Here is a 17,523-nt window from a genome sequence, read left to right on the forward strand (position 1 = left end):
TTAGGTTTCTGTATGAGAAGAATGCATCGCTCACCGTGAGTCTATCAGTTATTGCCTTCGATGCGATCGCACCCTGTAGCGGAGTTTCAAGCTGCTAATCTGTGCAAATTTTCCCACTGGGATTGCAGCTGAATTTTATCCGCCTGCGCCACCTCCACCACCATGATTTCTGAGGGATTTGTGGAGTTAGCAAATTGGGAAATGATGCGATCGCATTGCGCAATTTTGGTTTGCAGCTCTACTAGTTCGTCTACTTGGTTGGCTTGCTCTTCCATATATAACTCCAACTCCTGCTGCGCTTGTTGCCAAACATGATTGGCAGACTCCCCTCGTAAAAGGGAACGCACAAATAATGGCAAGGGTACGGCAAATTCTTCGTATCTGGCGGCAAATTCTGTCCCCACCTCCGCATCTAAACGCAAGATTAAAGAGCGCTCTCCAGTCTTCGCTCTGTGTCACTGCATCACTTTTTGTGGTGGTTTGGGTGTTTTGTTGGCTTTATTGAGCGATTTCATCAGTTGACGCACTTGCTCAACGGTGAGTTTTTTATTTTTCAGCAGTTCAATGATATAGCCATATTTCTCTTGACAATATATTATATGAGTATAACAACGTTGTCTCTTCGATGCAATGCAATTAGTTGAGAAACACATAATTAACAAACAACACAAGTTTTGGCAAGAATGTGATTATTTAGCTTTACAGTCTAAACATCTTTACAATGCTGCTAACTACGTTCAGCGTCAATATTTCTTTGAAACTAAGAAGTATTACAACTCAATTGATATTTATAATCGAACCAAGAATTTAGCAGCTTATCGTTATTTGCCAACTAAAGTTAGTAAGCAAATTGTCCGGAGGATTTCCGAAACTTGGAAAGGGTGGTTAGCAGCATTAACAGACTGGTCAAAGCATCCTGATAAATATCTTGGGCAACCAAAAATGCCAAGATACAAGCATAAAGAACTTGGGAGAAATGTCGTAATCTATCCGCTCGATGCCATATCAAAACCAGCGTTAATCAAAGGTGTTGTTAAGCTTTCTCAGTCTCATATTCAGATACCAACACAAGCTAAAAACATAGACCAAGTCAGGATTGTACCCAAGCTAAACCATTATGTTATTGAAGTTGTTTATACAGTTGATGAAAGAGTTAAATCTACAGGCAAATACTCAGCAGGTGTAGACTTGGGTTTAAACAATTTAATGGCTATAACATCCAATCATCCCGGTATCAAGCCGCTCTTGATTAATGGTAGTCCATTAAAAAGTATTAACCAATTCTTCAATAAACGAGTGGCAAAAGCACAATCTATAAACGCTATGGCGCAAGTCAAAGAACTTTGGGATAAGCGTGATAGAAGGATTGATAATTATCTCCATACTAGTACCCGCCGGGTAATTGATTGGTGTCAGTTAAATGATATCGGTCAATTGATTATCGGCAAGAACTCAGGATGGAAGCAATATATCAATATTGGCAAAAAGAATAATCAAGAATTCACCAAAATTCCTCACGCTAAATTAATCAGTTTACTGACTTACAAAGCCAAGTTAACAGGGATGACAATTGTCCTCACTGAAGAAAGCTATACCAGTAAAGCTAGTGCATTAGATGGTGATGAATTGCCAGTATATAACCGCAAAACCAATAATAAACCTGTGTTTAGTGGTCAGCGTATTCAACGAGGTTTATACAAAACTTCCACTGGTAAGTTCATTAATGCTGATACCAATGGAAGTCTAAACATAGCTCGTAAAGTAATCCCAAATTTTATGGATGGGATAGAGGGATTGCCGTTTATCCCTGTAGTTTTAGGACTTTGGACTAGGATTACAAATGTAAATGTCTAGCCTTATCTATCGTTGGGTAGTCTTGTCCAGATTTTTACAAGCGGTTTTGCTATTGGAATTTATCTGACCACAATGGGTAAAAAAATGCGATCGCAGTTAGTGATGTGCGATCGCGCGTCAAAATGAAATTTTGTGCAGGCTGGTACTAGTCGTTATGTCCATCCCAAATTAAGGGGAAAGCAGAATCGGAAAATGAGGGAACATCAAGATTATCGCTGCGACTTTCTTGATCCAAAACTTTGACAACCTTGTTATAGATATCTTCTGCTTGTTGCAAAGAATCACCGATGCTGGTTAATCCCAATTTGCCAAACTGGGAAAGACAACCCATCAGATGAAACACTGTCCCTGTCTCAGTGCAACTATCAAAATGCAATCTGTGGTGGGCAATAATATCCATTAAATCGTTGGGTAATAATCCTTGATAACGGTCTTTTTGCAGGTTGTCGGTGGCGATGTAATATTTAGGACGACCTTGTTGACTGTAAAATAAGCCTGTAGAAAGGTCATAGCGCCCATTAGTTAATAATTTTAGGGTCATGAACGGGTGAGTAGTGCCGCCTTTACGTAGGTTAATTTCGATCGCCTGCATATCCCACTGGCCATTTCCCTGGTCAACGGCGATAAAATCTACACCAAATCGTTCTAAAGCACCTTTTTCGGCGAGTTTTCTGCCTACCTTTAAGCCTAACTGCTGCAATTGCAACCGATAGCTTTCGTCTGCGGGAAATCGACAACCTAGATAAATCTGACCGTCGGGACCGCCTAAAATTTGGTCATGGGTGGAAAGAATTTCGATTTCGCCTGTGGGTGTAATGCGTCCTTGGACACTGGGCGATCGCTTATTTTCCCCTTCCACAAAAGCCTCTACAATCGCCCCTAATTCCGAGATCCGCCCAGAAAAATTTGCCCAAGTTTCTTGGGAAGATTGAAAGCTCATGATTGCAAAGCGATCGCTAATTGCTGCTACTCGTTTAGCACTAGTAGCTTCTCCTGGAGCTACATTCATTATCGGTCTTAAATCTAAGAGGGCATTTCCCTCGCCCGAAATCCCTTCGTTAAGTTTGACTACTATCCGTTGTAATGTTGGCTGACGTTCCCACAAATCGCTAGCGGCTTGTGCTAAATCTTGTGGATTCCATACCCTTTCGCTACCATCTGGATGGGGTACACCACTTTCGGCAAATATTTGACGGCTACCACTTTTTGACCCCCAAATCTGCAAATCTGGCGCAGCTGCATACAGTGGGACACCTAATTTTAACGATAATTCTGCTTCCAAAGATGTGGAATTATAGCACACCATGAATGCTTGTTCGTGCCTGACAGCTTGACGAATCCTCTCTAGCAAACGTGGACGTTCTAAAATCTTTTGAGTCAGGGGTTTAAGAGAAGAATCATAAGTAGAAAGTAACAGTAACCGATTGCGGGCGTGGGAAAAAGGAATTCCTGGTAACAGTTGGAGATAGTAATCAATAATGCTCGGATGCAGGGGCATTGATGTTACATAAATTAACCTTGTGCGGGGATTACGCAACCGCATCAAAGAAAATAATAATCGTTCTTCATAATGTTCGCAGCCTTCGATTTTTTGCAGTTCACGCTGGTCAATACTCAAAGAAGGAATAATTACAATATCCGCCTCACTGTTGTCAAACAGTTCGATAGTTTTCCAGCGATCGCGCAAAGTTGATTGCAGACTCCGAAACGGATCAACCTGATCTAACTCAGAAACATTTAATGTTACCATAATCCCTGCCCTGTCTTGATTTCAAGACTGTAATATTAATATTTTACATCTATGAGGATGGTTTAGAATATCAGCAATAAGGACTAAAAATTTCCGAGAGTAGATAACATCACCGCAGCTAATTCTTAATTCATAATTCGTAATTTATCTGTAGATTTCTTATGAACTCTAAAGTTCGTCTCGCTATATAATGTCTGTCTAATTGCTGATCAAAAAAATCGCCATATTCTTGTGTATCTCTATCGCTGCTTTCGTCTGAATGATCACTATTCAAGCGGATTAAATATTCTGGCTGGTGGATTTGCATAACATAATTAATAGTTGTTAAAATCCTCACTTGGAGAGATTTAATTAAAACAATGGGATTAACTATTCATTATCAATTTAGTTTAAATAATGCAACTGTTACTCAAGCCAGGGAAAAAGCGATCGCTTTACATAATTTAGCATTGCAACTGCCATTTCAGAGAGTTGATGAATTAGTGGAAATCGCCGGGGATGCTTGTGATTTCGAGCCAGATAATTGTGATGACCCCTATGCGTTGATTAAAATAAGGGCTGGAAAACCCATAGAAATCGCTATGGATACCTTTTCTTGGCAAAATCCTACCTATATTATTGGTTTTAATTCTCTAGTGGGAGAAGGTGCTGAAAATTCTGTATTTGGATTGGCTATCTACTCAGCCATGAAAGATGTTAATGATTGGTCTTGGACTGGTTTTTGTAAAACTCAATATGCTAGTAATCTTGAATATGGCGGTTTAGAGAATTTTCTCAAGTGTCATTTGCTGATTGTGAAAATGCTGGATTTTGCTTGCGAGTTAGGGATTACTTGCGATATTACCGATGAAACGGGTTATTGGGAACACAGGAGTATAGAAAAACTCGCCGAAATTCTGCACCAGCATAATATTTTAATCGCAGCTTTTACGGGTCAACTCAAAGATGACTTAGCTGCTAAGGGTATTACTTCTACTCAGTCTCCGATTTTTGATTATCCTAATTTTGAGTATTTGGAAGCTGAGGGTAAATCAGCATCAGATTTATAGTCAATAGTCAGTTGTCAGTTGTCATTTGTCAGTTGTCATTTGTCAGTTGTCAGTTGTCATTTGTCAGTTGTCAGTTGTCAGTTGTCATTTGTCATTTGTCATTTGTCATTTGTCATTTGTCATTTGTCATTTGTCATTTGTCATTTGTCATTTGTCATTTGTCATTTGTCATTAGAGATTTCTCCCTTGTCTCCCTTGTCTCCCTTTTCCCATTTCTCCCCACACTCCCCACACTCCCCACACTTCCTCATCTCCCCGCCAATCTATGTTTAAGGTTTGCGAATATATCCCCATTTACCCTCAATATTAACTAAGGCTATCCCGTCAAAAAAAGGTTTAGCAGAATCGAAATTTGGGGTAATAATAAATTCGGCATACTGATTAATATATCCCCATTTATCTCCTAATTTAGCAGGAGCTAAACCTTCAGAAAAAATATCAGCATCATCAAATTGGGGTTGAATAATGTAATTGCCGTTTATATCTATATATCCTAATTTATCCTGGAATTTAACTAATGCTAAACCTGCGGAAAAATCTCTAGCATCATCAAAATAAAATTTAATGATTCCATTGCCCTGTTTATCAATATATCCCCACTTTTCAGCTATTTTGACGGCGGCTAAACCTTCTCTAAAGGATTTTGCATCGTCAAAGTTGGCGGGAATAACTAGGGGAATATTGTTACCAATATATCCTTGCCCAATATATCCCCATTTTTCAGCTTTTTTAACGGCTGCTAAACCTTGAGAGAATGATTTAGCATCATCAAATTGTTGCTTAATTTTCAGGTTACCGACTTTGTCAATATAGCCGTATTGATTGTTCAGTTTTACTAATGCTAGTCCTTCTGAACAAGGTTCAGCTTGATCGTATTCAAAGCGGTTGAGCAATTTACCTGTTTTATCAATATGCGCGTATTTATATCCCATTTTGACGGCTGCTATACCTTCAGAAAATGGTTCAACCCAGTCAAATTGCGCCTTTAGGATAATTTCCTGTGCTGGATTTTGCGAGATATAATGACTATTGATGCGCCTATGGGTAAAGCTATTGTTTTTGATTTCTTTGGGGTCGAATTTAGCAGGTGACTTAGCATAAAATTCCGATTTTAGCAACTGAGCTAAAGCGTTATTATCTTCGCGTAAACCTTCATAGGAAAAGAGAACTTCTCCTTGCAGACCAACAGAACGATTATAGTTTAACGCCTGGACTAAATATTCTGGAGAAATCCGATAGTTACCTTGTTTTAACAGCAACCCAGGGATGAATTGGGGTAATTGTTGTTTGGTAAAATTCTTAGCTAAGAGCCTATCGATATCTCGCTTATAAGTTTCAAAATCTCGCCAATATAACTGCGGATGAATTAAATCAACTAATCCTAAATCAACCCAAGTTTGGGCATCTTGCAGGTAATTTTCATAACCCCAAGGATAAACACTGGGAGCCATTGAAATAATTAATTCAGGATTGATACTAATTATTTCCCGGTAGAAGCGGGTTAAAAAATTGGAAAGGATATCAGCGCGCCACTGTAACCATTGTGGATCTTTGATATTTTCTGGTGGGAGGCGATTAAATTCCTGATTATAACGAGCAACAGTTTTGTCATCGTAACCCGCTTCACTGGGTAAAGCGGGAAAGCGATCGTCTCCTTGAATTCCTGCTATTTTATAGTTCTTAACGACTTCTAAAAATAAACTTAATAAGAAGTTTTGCACTTCAATATCAAAAGCATTAAGCCAAGCAAAGCCATTTTTAACAACTAATTTCTTAGTCGCATCAGTCGCCGCCCATTCTGGTTTTTTGGTGAGGATTGTATCATTTTGTTTTTGATAAGAACTAGCAAAGCCATATTCAAACCAAGGGATAACGGCAATATTAACTCGTTTGGCTTCAATTATTAATTCGGCTAAGGGGTCTCTACCTTGAAATCGTTGATTAATTTCTACCCCAAAATTTTCTCGCATCACTTTACTGGGATAAATGGTTTCCCCATTATTCCAAACAACAGGAAATACGACATTAAATCCAGTGTCGGCGAGAAAATCCATCGCCTCTGCAATATTTCGTTGAGAATTTAAGACTTGGCTAGATGTTGTCGGAATCCAAATACCGCGAATTTCCATGAATCAGGTTATGCTTGATTTATTGATATTTGCTCTAACTAATGCCAATCCATCTAAAAAAGGATGAGCTTCATCAAATTCTGGGGGAATAACAAATTTTCCCGTTTTGTCGATATAACCCCACTGATTATTGATTTGCACTCGTGCCAATCCTTGCGTAAAAGCATCGGCTGCATCAAATTTCGGGGGAATCACGAATAATTCTATACCAGGGATGTACTTGTGAGGTACAGTCGGAATTCCGAGAACTCGACAAATTAAAGCTGCGATTTCGCCTCTAGTAATGTTTTGATTGGGCTGTAAGCGTCTGATGTCGGGATAGTTGACAACAATTGACTTTTCAGTTGCAGCTGCGATCGCACTTGTCGCATAACTGGGAATTTGGGCGAAATCGTCGTAATTTTTCTTCAAAATACTGACTGGATCAGTTGAGGCTGGGTATTTCAAGCCGGAAGCTAACGCCACTAAAGCTTGCACCCGCAGGATAATTTCATTAGGTTTAAATACCCCATTGGGATAGCCAGAGAGATAATTTGTCTGATATGCTTGGGCGATCGCCTTAGCCGCCCAATGATTAGCCGGTACATCTGTAAAGGTAATGGGAGGGCGAGATGCTGGTTGTTTTGGTAAACCTGTAGCAATAATTGCCGCAAATTCCGCACGAGTTACAGGTGCAGTCGGGCGAAAAGTACCGTCTGGATAACCTCTTAATATATTTCGCCCAGCAGCAGCGAGAATAGATGCTTTTGCCCAATGGTTTTGAATATCTGAAAATTTGTCATTTGTCATTGGTAGGGGTTTCAAGGCTGTTTATGTAAAGTACATAGTTGTGTGCAATGGCCTACTCTTATCACTGCAAGGACAGGCATCTTTAAAGGTAGCAAAAATCTGGTTAATTTCCAGGTATTATTGCCAGTTACCAACTAATACAAAAGGTGCCCAGTAGTATGGATGTTTAAACACAGAATTTAACTTTCCAGATAGCAGAAATAGTTGGGCATTACGCAAAGCTTCAGCTTTTTTTTGGTTTTGAGATATCTGTTTATAAAACTCAATCATTAGCGCCGCAGTTGCTTCATCATTGACAGTCCAAAGCGTCGCCAATGTACTGCGTGCGCCAGATTGGACGGCAATACCAGCTATTCCTAAGGCGGCGCGGCTATCACCGGCTGCTGTTTCGCAAGCGCTGAGAACAAGTAAATCTATAGCCCCCTGTTGATTTGTTTGGCGAGTTTTGAGTACAGAACTAAAATCATTGACACTTAGGCGTTGATTCCAAGTCAAAATGAAGGTATCTTCTGCTTTAGAACTAAATTTACCGTGAGTTGCTAGGTGTAATATTCCCCCAGGAAATGACTTAACAGCTGCTTCTATTTTCTCCTCAGTAAAATTTTCATCAATAAAATTTCCCCTAGTCGCTAATACATCTTTGATTTGCGCCAGTTCATATTTCACACCAGGGATTGCGGGAAAATTATCCCTGGCTTCACTTAATCCGCCAATCAATGCTTGTAATCGGTTGTTGCTAACAGATTGAGGGGGTAATAATTCTAAACCTGGTGTAATGGCAATGTTATATTGTTTCTCAATCAAATATTGTTTTTTTTCTTGGTCATAAAGTGCAGAAATTGGGATACTTTGCAATGTACCATCCAAGACAAAGACGATATTTTTCACCCCACTATTTTGTAAATCGGATTCAATCGGGCGAATCAACCATTCATAGACTTGCTTTGAAGTTTGTACAAAATCGCGAGAACTTCTCTGAAATATTTTTTTATGTAGTTCCTTAATGGTTTTTTGGAATTCCTGTTTCGGCACAATCACTGTATGTAATTTCAGAGATTTATTTTTTTGCTGGTGTGGTAATGAGAGGATAATTGATAAGCGATCGCTCAAAACTACAGGATAAATGACAGCGGTTTGTTTCTGTTGATCGATTTCATCAATTTCTACGGGTTTAGCGTCTAAACAGGCGGTACGGAAAAAGTTATCTAGTTCCGCCAACTGCAATGATTCAATCACTTTTCTGGCTTTATCTAAATTTTTGGCACTAGGTTCGCCAGTTTTCGGTAAAAGCAAACTCACATATTCGCGGTAGACTGGTTCTACTTCATCGCGAAAAGAAAATTGGGCATCACGATTGACGGTAACTAAATCGCGGCGGATAGATTTGAGGTTTTTGACTGCTTGATCGTAAGCGGCGATCGCACTTTCTTCATCTGCTTGCGAATTACCAGCAGCGCTGAGAATACGTCCTAACTGCCATTGCCAACGATAAGCGATATCCCGTGCTTGAATTCCTTCAGCTAATTTTAGCGCTTGCTGAGTCAAAGTTTGCGCTTGAGGCCATTGCTGAGTTTGTTCGTATAAACTTCCCAATGTACCTAAAGCATAGGCTTGCGATCGCACATCCTCTAAAGTTTTAGCCTGCTGTAATCCTGTAGCCACAATTTTGGCAGCATTACACAGAGAATCCGCAGATTTGCAAGTTTTATCAGCAATTTCTCCTTGAGATAACACTCCGGTTTTTGCTAGTTTCAGCATCATTTGCGCAAAGTTAATCCGGGCATAAATATTACTACGACTTGCTGGTAAATTCTCCACCTTAGCTGACAAACTGGCGATTTTCGAGAGAATATCCTGGGACAAACCTTGAGTTGGGGAAAATTTTTCTGGCAGAGTTGTTAATAACAGCCGGAGTAGATTCAAGTGTGCTTGTAAATGCGATCGCTTCTGAGAAATACTGGCAGATCGTTCATAAAACTGTACTGCTGCTGCAATATTTTGCTGTGCTTGCGCCGTATTCCCCAAACTTAATAAAATTTCTGCCAGCCTTTCTTGTTCAGGGTTTTGTTTGACTGGGGTAGTATTATCTAAACTTGATTTATTTTGGAAATTACAAAGTTCCTCAGCTTGCATTTTTTGGGCTTGAATCTGACAACTTGCTGTTAATACTTCTTGAGCTTTCTTCACATCTCCCAATACAAGTAAAGTATTACCAAGACTCAGCAATCCAGTTGCTTTCAAGGAAGAGTCTGGTTGTTTATCTAAACTCAGCTTAATTTCGGCTAAAGTGTTAGTAGCCCGACGGTAAAGTCCTAATGTTTGTAGTGCTTGAGCTTGGTTAATTTTACTGCCAATTTTTCCGATTTCATCGCCAATTTTACTATAAGTAATTGTTGCCTCTTGCCAACTACTTAAAGCTTTTTCGGTTTCTCCCCGTGCCAGTTGTAACTGACCTTGAGTATTCAGTGCTTGCGCAAGAATTGATAAATAATCTTTGCTATCATTTTGATTTTTTAATAGCTGTAAACTTTTGTCAGTAGCTTGTTGAGCATCAGCTAACTGTCCTAATTGTTGATAAGTTAACGAGAGATAATTTAATACCAGCGCTTGGTTGAGTTTATCGCCTGTAGTTTGAAATGCCGCATCAGCCTGCTGAAAAATATTCAGCGCCGGCGCATATTGTTCTTGTTGATATGATACTAAACCTTTATCTAATAAAACCTTGCCGTTTCCAGCTTGATTCTCTGAGATTTGTGGATTAATAACTGCGACAAGGGGAGAAATGGGATTAATTATATTGGCAGATGAATTGAGAAATAAGGTAGTTAGAAATAAGAGTATAGACATAGATAAGTAGGGGTAAGAGGTAAGGGGGACAAGGGGGACAAGGAAGACCAATGACAAATGACCAATGACAAATGACCAATGACCATTGACTAAAATGGCTGTGTATAAATGAGAGAAAAATAGAGTCCGTTTTCTTGCCAGGTGTTTTTATTAGGAATATCAATACCGAGAGGAATACCCCAGTCAAAACGTGCTGTTAAATTATTTTGTTGCCATAAAAACCCGATTCCAGTGGAGGCGATCGTATCGGGATTAAGTGTAGTTCTCCCTGGTTGAGAAATATTCCAAGCTGTCCCAAAATCGATAAATGGGGTAATTTGTAGCAACCCATTAACTTCGGGGACACGTAATATTGGATAGCGCAATTCCGCAGTTGCTAAAAAGCCATTATCTGCTAATATTTGGTCTTGACGATAACCCCGAACTGTGGACTGTCCTCCTAAGCCAATCTGTTCGGAGGCTAAGAGGGGTCTATCAGCTAATTGCACATCTGCACGGACTAAAAATAAAGTTTCTGGTGCTAGCAGTCGCACCCACTGCGCTTGTCCCCGCCATGCGAAAAATTGACCATCTGGCGCATCTTGATTAATTGTGGCATCAAAGGCATCTATACCTAAACTAAATTGCGATCGCGCCGCCAATACTTGTTGGCTACTACGTCTAGTCCAGTCTTGAAACAACCGCAACACAGTTACTTTCGTTTTACCATCTGCACTCGCACCAGGAGAAGGAAAGGGAAGCCGTTCTCCCACCTGCGCTTGCAAAAAGCCGACATCACTATCTCTATGACTAGCACTAACTCCCACTGCAAATTCTGTTGTCGGAGTTTGTACCAGGGGTTGGCGAAAGCTAATTCCATACTCTTGGGAAGTCCCTTGAATATCTAAAATATTGAACGGTTCTTCAATCACATTGCTGGATGCATAGCTATAGTTAAACTGCAAAGTCCCATTGCGGGGATTTATTGGTAATTTATAACTGACATCTACACTATTACTACCATCGGTGTTGGCATAACCAACGCTTAATCCATCTCCCAAACCTAACAAATTCGCCTGATTAAGTTGGATTTGTCGCTCAAAGCTACCTATACCTGGTGTACGATTATTATCTAAGCTAATTTGGGCGGTAAATGTTTTTGCTTCAGCAACTTGCACAGATAAGACACTAACACCCGGATTCACACCATTTCCTAGTTCCGCAGAGATATTTTTAATTAATGGATCTAATTGTAATAATTGCAAAGCTTGCAGTAATTTCTTTAAATTTAAAGGTTTATCTGTAGCTAAAGCTAGGCGACTTCTCACATAGTCAGGATTCAGCCTGCTTGTACCCCGAATTTCAATACTTTCTAAACTACCTTCCAAAACTTGAATTTTGACTACACCACCTTCGATTTTGAAAGTTTGGTCTGAAGGAATGTAAGCCCCGGAATTAACATAACAAGGTAAATCTGTATTTTTATTTTCTGCTTGACAACCTTTAGTATACAGTTCAGTAACTTTATCTGCTGCTTCTAATAGTTGAGAAAAAGTCAGAGGTTTATTAATAAAATCTTTCAGCGTTGCATCTAATTCTTGTTTAGTAAAAACAGTGCTACCCACTACCTCAAAACCAGTCACCTGAATTGTTCCTGGTAAATCTTTAGGAATTGTTTCGCCAGTTGGAGATGTGGGATTAGTAACAGGTGATGACGGAAATAACTCTTCTAAATTCGGCAGTTTTGGTAATGTGGGAGTTGGTGTAGTTGGTTGTTCAATTTGTCGGTCTATATCTTGTACAGGTGGGTTGGCTGGTGTTTGTGCTAAAGACTTAGGAGTGAGAAAGTTAAATAGCAAAAATGTAAATATTAATCCCTTTATCCAATTTTTAATTTGTGTTTTTTGTGATGCATACATATATATATAGTGATTCTCGATTAATAAGATTAAGGTTTTTCGTGTTTTATCGGTATTTCAACTGTCCCAACTACCAGGGTATAAGTTGGTGACTCTACCAAAGTTGTATTCGATGAAAGTTAAAACCGCTACAAATAGCAAGTTACCAATTCATAAATGTTTACCAAAACGTAGCGATCGCCTTGGTTTCTACCTAGCAGCACAGCTAGAGGAGTTAAACCAAGTAGCAGAAGATTGCGGTGTCTGAGAAATCAGGGTGACTTCGCCTTTGTTGTTGAATACCCAACCTGTAGCAGGCATAATTAATACAGTCTTTTGTTTGCTGGAGGTGAGGTTGGTAGTAGGTGCTGAATTGCTCTGTTGTGGGGTATTTGCCCGAAGACGAATATCTTCCCACACTGGCTCACTACGGACAAATTCATCAGGATTATGCGGTAATCCACCACGTCCGGTATCAGTAAATGCACTATTCTCTTTTTCATTGACAGCATCGCAGTTTTGGGCAATTTGTTTGCTAGGGTCAGTGGTATTCGTGGGTAGAGAAATAATACCTTTGCTGGGGTCAATATCTGGGGAACTGATACTGACTATGCCATTTAACTGGGGGTCAGTTTGGGAAATGGCTGTAATATCATTGGTTTCTAGAAATTGGGGTTTGAGTGTTTCCGGGTCGATTGTGCCTAATTTCTGCTCAATTTCTTGTCTAGTCAGGGTTGCTAAGCCAATGACTCCTTTAGCATTAATTTCGATTCTTCCCCCACGACCCCCAAATGCATTAGCGGTAATGTCGCTATTTTCCAATACAGGAGAAACTAGGAAACCATTTTGAGCATTAATCGTAATTTGACCGCCATCTCCACCTGCACCTTGTTGACCTGCGGAAGTGGAAATATGACTTTGATTACGTAATAGTAGTAAATCTTGTACATTGAGTTCAATACCGCCACCTTTGCCGGTGCTGGTGTCAGCGGTAATTGCAGCTGCATTTTGGAGAATCAGGCGATCGCTTTGCAGTAAAATATTACCAGCATCACCATTCCCGTTACTGTCTACACTAATTCTCGCACCGTCTGTAACCATGACTAGGTTAGGGTCAATATCGATACTGCCACCCTTGCCTATAGAACCAATTTCGGTATTAGCAAACAAGCCACTAGGATAAATTTTGTTGTTATTCTCACCAACAGCAATTAGGCTGAGAACATCCTGCAATTTTTCAGGAACCTGAAGCACAGGATAGCTTCCAGATAGCTTGAGACTATCTGTGATATTAAATTTTATTTTTCCTGCATCCCCATTAGTAGTATTAGTTAACACTTGCCCACCATTTAGGGCGATAAATTTATTAGCATTAATCGTAATTTCTCCACCTTTTCCTATCCCTTGGTTCACAGAAGTGCTAATAGTGCTGAAGTTGTCAACAGAAATTAAGTCATTAACATTCACCGAAATAGTTCCCGCATTTCCTTTTCCGCGAATACTCACATCTAGTGAAGCACCATTGGATAAGGATAGAGAGTTAGCATTTTCAATCAAAATATTACCGCTATCGCCATGTCCTTGACTTTCTACACGACTGTAAATAGCACTTGATAAGAATATCTCGCCATTTAAATCTATGAAACCGTCAAGTGTAATTGGCCCCTGAACATTAAGAATTACGTCTCCAGCTTTGATATTGCCAATGGGTTTGCTATTTTCAATGCTGTTATTTATATGAGAACCATTTTTTAGAGACAGTGAACCAGCAGTAATATAAATATTACCACCATTGCCTTGAGGCTTTTCATTATAGTTAGTAGCACCTACGGTGCTGGCAATTGTACTTGGTAACATCTGGCGACCAAGAGTTCCCAAACTATCAAGCGAAACTATATCGGTAACATCAATGCTGATATTGCCAGCATTGCCGGTTCCCAAAGTACTATTATCTATCTGCCCACCATTGGTCAAAAATAAAGATGCTGCTTTGATGTCAATATTTCCAGCATTACCTTCACCTCCAGATTCTACATTGCTATGGATTGCACTTGGCTGTATATAATCAGTTAAAACATTAAAATTATCCTTTAAAGCATGAAAGCCATCAAGGCGGACTTGCTCAGTAACATTAATGTTGATATTGCCAGCATTGCCGACTGCCAAAGTACTATTATTTATTTCAGCACCATTGGTCAAAAATAAAGATGCAGCTTTAATCTCAATATTTCCTGCATTACCCTCACCTCCAGATTCTACATTGCTATAAATTGCACTTGGTGTGATTTTATCATCGATAATCTTAAAACCATCCAGGCTGACTTGCTCAGTAACATTAATTTTGATATTGCCAGCATTGCCGGTTCCGAAAGTACTATTATCTATAGTGGCACCATTGGTCAGAGATAAGGATGCTGCTGTAATATTAATATTTCCTGCATTACCATTACCTCCAGATTCTACATTGCTATAAATTGCACTTGGTTGTAGAAAATCCTGGAAAACATAAACACCATCAAGGCTCACTTTACCGATAACATTAATGTTGATATTGCCAGCATTGCCGTCTCCCGAAGTACTATTATCTATGTAAGCACCATTGGTTAAAAATAAAGATGCTGCTGTAATCTCAATATCTCCTGCATTCCCAAGTCTTGTTGTCCTACTTTCTAAAAAGCTATTGCTAACAGTAAGAATACCAGTATCAATAAAGATACCACCAGCATCAATTGGTTGATTATTACCATCAACAATACCAGAATTGTTGGTGCTTAAATGAGAATTATCACTAATTCTGATTTCTTTGGGTGAGTAAGTTGGACTATATTCTTCTGATTTACCAAACAATATACGTCCAAAATTACCTTGACTAGAAATTTGACTCTGGTTTTTTATTTCAACTAAATCGTGGGCATTAATCACAATATCTCCAGCTTGTTGAGTACCTGTGTTTGTGGTACTTAAGATAGAATTGTCAATAATAACTTTTTGCGGCAGAAACAACTTATCAGATGAGTCTTTAAAGCCACCAATCTGAATCAAACCGAAGCCTTCATTTGCATTGTTATTACTTGTGCTAATAATAAAGCTTTTGTTTTGAATTAAAACCTGTTCACGAGCATAAATAGAAATTTCTCCTGCCAACCCTGTATTTTGATTCTTGCTTTGTAAGTTGGCACGATCTATTGTGAGTGTTCCTGTATTAATGTTGATATTACCTGCATTCCCTGGCGCTCCATTTTCTACAATACTAAAGACACCAGTAGCAAATTGACTGTTGCTGTTGCTAATAAATAGAACATTCTCCGCAGCATTAATATTCACACTACCAGCATCACCATTTCCACCTTGACGGATGAGAGTTTGCAGAGAAGAATAGCCATCTCCTTCAGCTATAACTGATAAATTACCGGTAGTGATATTAATATCTTTACCATTGCCTCTACTTCCATTTTCTACAGTGCTGAAAACAGAACTATTATGGAAAGTTACAGATTTACCCGCATAAATATTTACACTTCCTGCATCGCCATCGCCAAAGCTAGCACTGGATAATTCACCATCTTTCACTAATAAGGAATTGTCCGCTATTAGTGTAATATCACCTGCATTACCTGTGAAACCTTTATAAGACCCGGAGTTAATATATTTGTTAACAGTAATATCGCCACGAGAATTGATAATTGTAGAGTTGCTGGCTCCGGTAATTTGTCCATTTAATGTTATTTGACCTGGTAAACTATTGGCTTGATACTGATTAGTTAAAAAAACAAGTCCGTTTACTGGTTGAATGCTGACATTACCATCAACGGTAATATTTGCACTTGTTGGTGTATTACCTAAAGCAAGTTCAGTGGGAGTTGCTTGACCTGTTAATCCCAGAGGAATGCCAATTGCTTGGGTTCCAGCGCGAATATCTAATGTGGCTTGATTACTACCATCAATATTAACTGTGTTAACTATATTAGTATCAAATAGATTGTTAACTGTTTCTTGAATCGAATTATCCTGTGTATCAGTGCTTGTAATTGTCACATCACCTGTAATTTCTACACTTCCTCCTGCAAAAATGTGCAAAGAAGCGCCTTCGTAACTGTTAAAATTAACATCCCCACTTGCCCTGATAATGGGGTCATTAGGGCTGAAGAGATTGCCTAAATTTCCGTCTAGTTTTTCAATGCGAAAATTACCACCCGCCCAATATTGAGCATCTCCGGCTACAGTGTTGTTACTACGCAACACCATATCTGCACCAGAGAACAAGCCACTTTGAGGGTGATTCAAAGCAAATATATCTATATTATGATTACCTTGTAGAATTAACTTCTCACCTGCTTTAACAATTAAAGGATTAACAGCCGTATCGCGCAGTTTGACTGTATCAGTAGCTTGCAGCGTTAAATTTCTACCTGCTTGTAACTTACCCTGTAAATCCAGATTACCACCTACCAGAGTCAAATCTTGCCCAACAATTAAATTCCCGCTATTGCTAATACTTCGAGATTGATTTGCAGCAAACTGCAACCCCGGATGCAAGCTGACTATTAGTAGTGGCGCAGCTTCGGGATTGGTAGCACTAAACTTCAAGCCATTGTCAAACACAAAGCTATTAGCTGTCGTCGCCAAAAACGAACCCGCAACATCTAAACGTGCATTCGCCCCAAAAATAATACCATTAGGATTGAGGAAAAATAGATTTGCTGTGCCATCCACACCCAAAGTCCCGAAAATTTTCGAGGGGTCGTTCCCGGTGACGCGAGTTAAGATATTTTCAATGCCTGCGGGATTAGCAAAGTAGACTCGCTGTCCCTCGCCGACATTAAATTGTAAGAAACTATGGAATAAGTTTACACCTCTAGTAGCTCCGCCTTCAATTAAGGTTGTCGGTAATCCCTGAACGTTAGCATTTGGTGTCAGTTTTGTGGTTTCTGCACCTAATGTAGAATCTGGGAGAATTTGAGCTTGTGCAGAATTCGTCAATGCAGTCATCAAACTAGCGATCGCTAATAATTGCCATAACTTTTGGCGATTAGATGGAACCATATAAGTATTGTCCTGGTATATTATCTGCCATTATTTATACATTTTAAACATAACAAATAAGTATTTTTCTGTACAAAACTTAATTTTACTCATCTAGGGCAAATGGTAAAAATTGTGATTTTTTTATCACTTTTTAGTCACAGGACTTACCCAAAAATGATCAAAAACCTTAATTTATAAAACCG

The 17,523-nt window shown here is 39.3% G+C and carries 9 protein-coding genes; 2 read left to right on the forward strand and 7 right to left on the reverse strand.

Translation table 11 applies throughout. From position 1 onward, the window contains the following. Positions 1-86 precede the first annotated feature (86 nt). The gene (locus tag AACU32_RS07415; protein ID WP_096599002.1) at positions 87-422 is read right to left on the reverse strand and encodes a hypothetical protein; all 336 of its coding nucleotides are present in this window, start codon (positions 420-422) and stop codon (positions 87-89) included. Positions 423-630: 208 nt separating this feature from the next. Here AACU32_RS07415 and AACU32_RS07420 point away from each other — a divergent pair, with 208 nt between their 5' ends. Further along, on the forward strand, positions 631-1,854 hold the full coding sequence (locus AACU32_RS07420) for an RNA-guided endonuclease InsQ/TnpB family protein (protein WP_096599003.1): 1,224 nt from the start codon (positions 631-633) through the stop codon (positions 1,852-1,854). Between the two features lie 145 nt (positions 1,855-1,999). Here AACU32_RS07420 and AACU32_RS07425 read toward each other — a convergent pair whose 3' ends face one another. After that, on the reverse strand, positions 2,000-3,604 hold the full coding sequence (locus tag AACU32_RS07425) for a peptide ligase PGM1-related protein (protein ID WP_096599004.1): 1,605 nt from the start codon (positions 3,602-3,604) through the stop codon (positions 2,000-2,002). Positions 3,605-3,963: 359 nt separating this feature from the next. Between AACU32_RS07425 and AACU32_RS07430 the strand changes: the two genes are divergently transcribed. After that, positions 3,964-4,653, forward strand: a complete 690-nt coding sequence (locus AACU32_RS07430) for a hypothetical protein (protein ID WP_096599005.1) — start codon at positions 3,964-3,966, stop codon at positions 4,651-4,653. 269 nt (positions 4,654-4,922) lie between these two features. Here the strand turns inward: AACU32_RS07430 and AACU32_RS07435 are convergent, their stop codons facing one another. From AACU32_RS07435 to AACU32_RS07455, 5 genes are all read right to left on the reverse strand, one after another. Next, positions 4,923-6,782 carry a WG repeat-containing protein gene (locus tag AACU32_RS07435; RefSeq protein ID WP_339377631.1) on the reverse strand — a complete coding sequence of 620 codons (1,860 nt, stop codon included), beginning with the start codon at positions 6,780-6,782 and terminating at the stop codon, positions 4,923-4,925. 3 nt (positions 6,783-6,785) lie between these two features. Beyond that, a complete protein-coding gene (locus AACU32_RS07440; RefSeq protein ID WP_339377632.1) occupies positions 6,786-7,571 on the reverse strand; it encodes an S-layer homology domain-containing protein in 786 nt (261 codons plus the stop codon). A gap of 117 nt (positions 7,572-7,688) precedes the next feature. Beyond that, positions 7,689-10,418: a CHAT domain-containing protein gene (locus tag AACU32_RS07445; RefSeq protein ID WP_096599007.1), complete on the reverse strand. Its 2,730-nt coding sequence runs from the start codon at positions 10,416-10,418 to the stop codon at positions 7,689-7,691. 89 nt (positions 10,419-10,507) lie between these two features. Next, positions 10,508-12,316, reverse strand: coding sequence for a ShlB/FhaC/HecB family hemolysin secretion/activation protein (locus AACU32_RS07450; RefSeq protein WP_096599008.1), 1,809 nt, complete (start codon positions 12,314-12,316; stop codon positions 10,508-10,510). 189 nt (positions 12,317-12,505) lie between these two features. After that, positions 12,506-17,338: a two-partner secretion domain-containing protein gene (locus AACU32_RS07455; RefSeq protein WP_096599009.1), complete on the reverse strand. Its 4,833-nt coding sequence runs from the start codon at positions 17,336-17,338 to the stop codon at positions 12,506-12,508. Positions 17,339-17,523: the final 185 nt, after the last annotated feature.

It is taken from the genome of Calothrix sp. NIES-2100, assembly GCF_963875285.1.
Lineage (GTDB): Bacteria > Cyanobacteriota > Cyanobacteriia > Cyanobacteriales > Nostocaceae > Aulosira.

Excerpts from the sequence above, each read along its gene's own strand:
- AACU32_RS07420 (WP_096599003.1), top strand. The coding sequence starts at position 631 with ATGCAATTAGTTGAGAAACACATAATTAACAAACAACACAAGTTTTGG.
- AACU32_RS07425 (WP_096599004.1), bottom strand. The coding sequence starts at position 3,604 with ATGGTAACATTAAATGTTTCTGAGTTAGATCAGGTTGATCCGTTTCGG.
- AACU32_RS07430 (WP_096599005.1), top strand. The coding sequence starts at position 3,964 with ATGGGATTAACTATTCATTATCAATTTAGTTTAAATAATGCAACTGTT.
- AACU32_RS07435 (WP_339377631.1), bottom strand. The coding sequence starts at position 6,782 with ATGGAAATTCGCGGTATTTGGATTCCGACAACATCTAGCCAAGTCTTA.
- AACU32_RS07440 (WP_339377632.1), bottom strand. The coding sequence starts at position 7,571 with ATGACAAATGACAAATTTTCAGATATTCAAAACCATTGGGCAAAAGCA.
- AACU32_RS07445 (WP_096599007.1), bottom strand. The coding sequence starts at position 10,418 with ATGTCTATACTCTTATTTCTAACTACCTTATTTCTCAATTCATCTGCC.
- AACU32_RS07450 (WP_096599008.1), bottom strand. The coding sequence starts at position 12,316 with ATGTATGCATCACAAAAAACACAAATTAAAAATTGGATAAAGGGATTA.
- AACU32_RS07455 (WP_096599009.1), bottom strand. The coding sequence starts at position 17,338 with ATGGTTCCATCTAATCGCCAAAAGTTATGGCAATTATTAGCGATCGCT.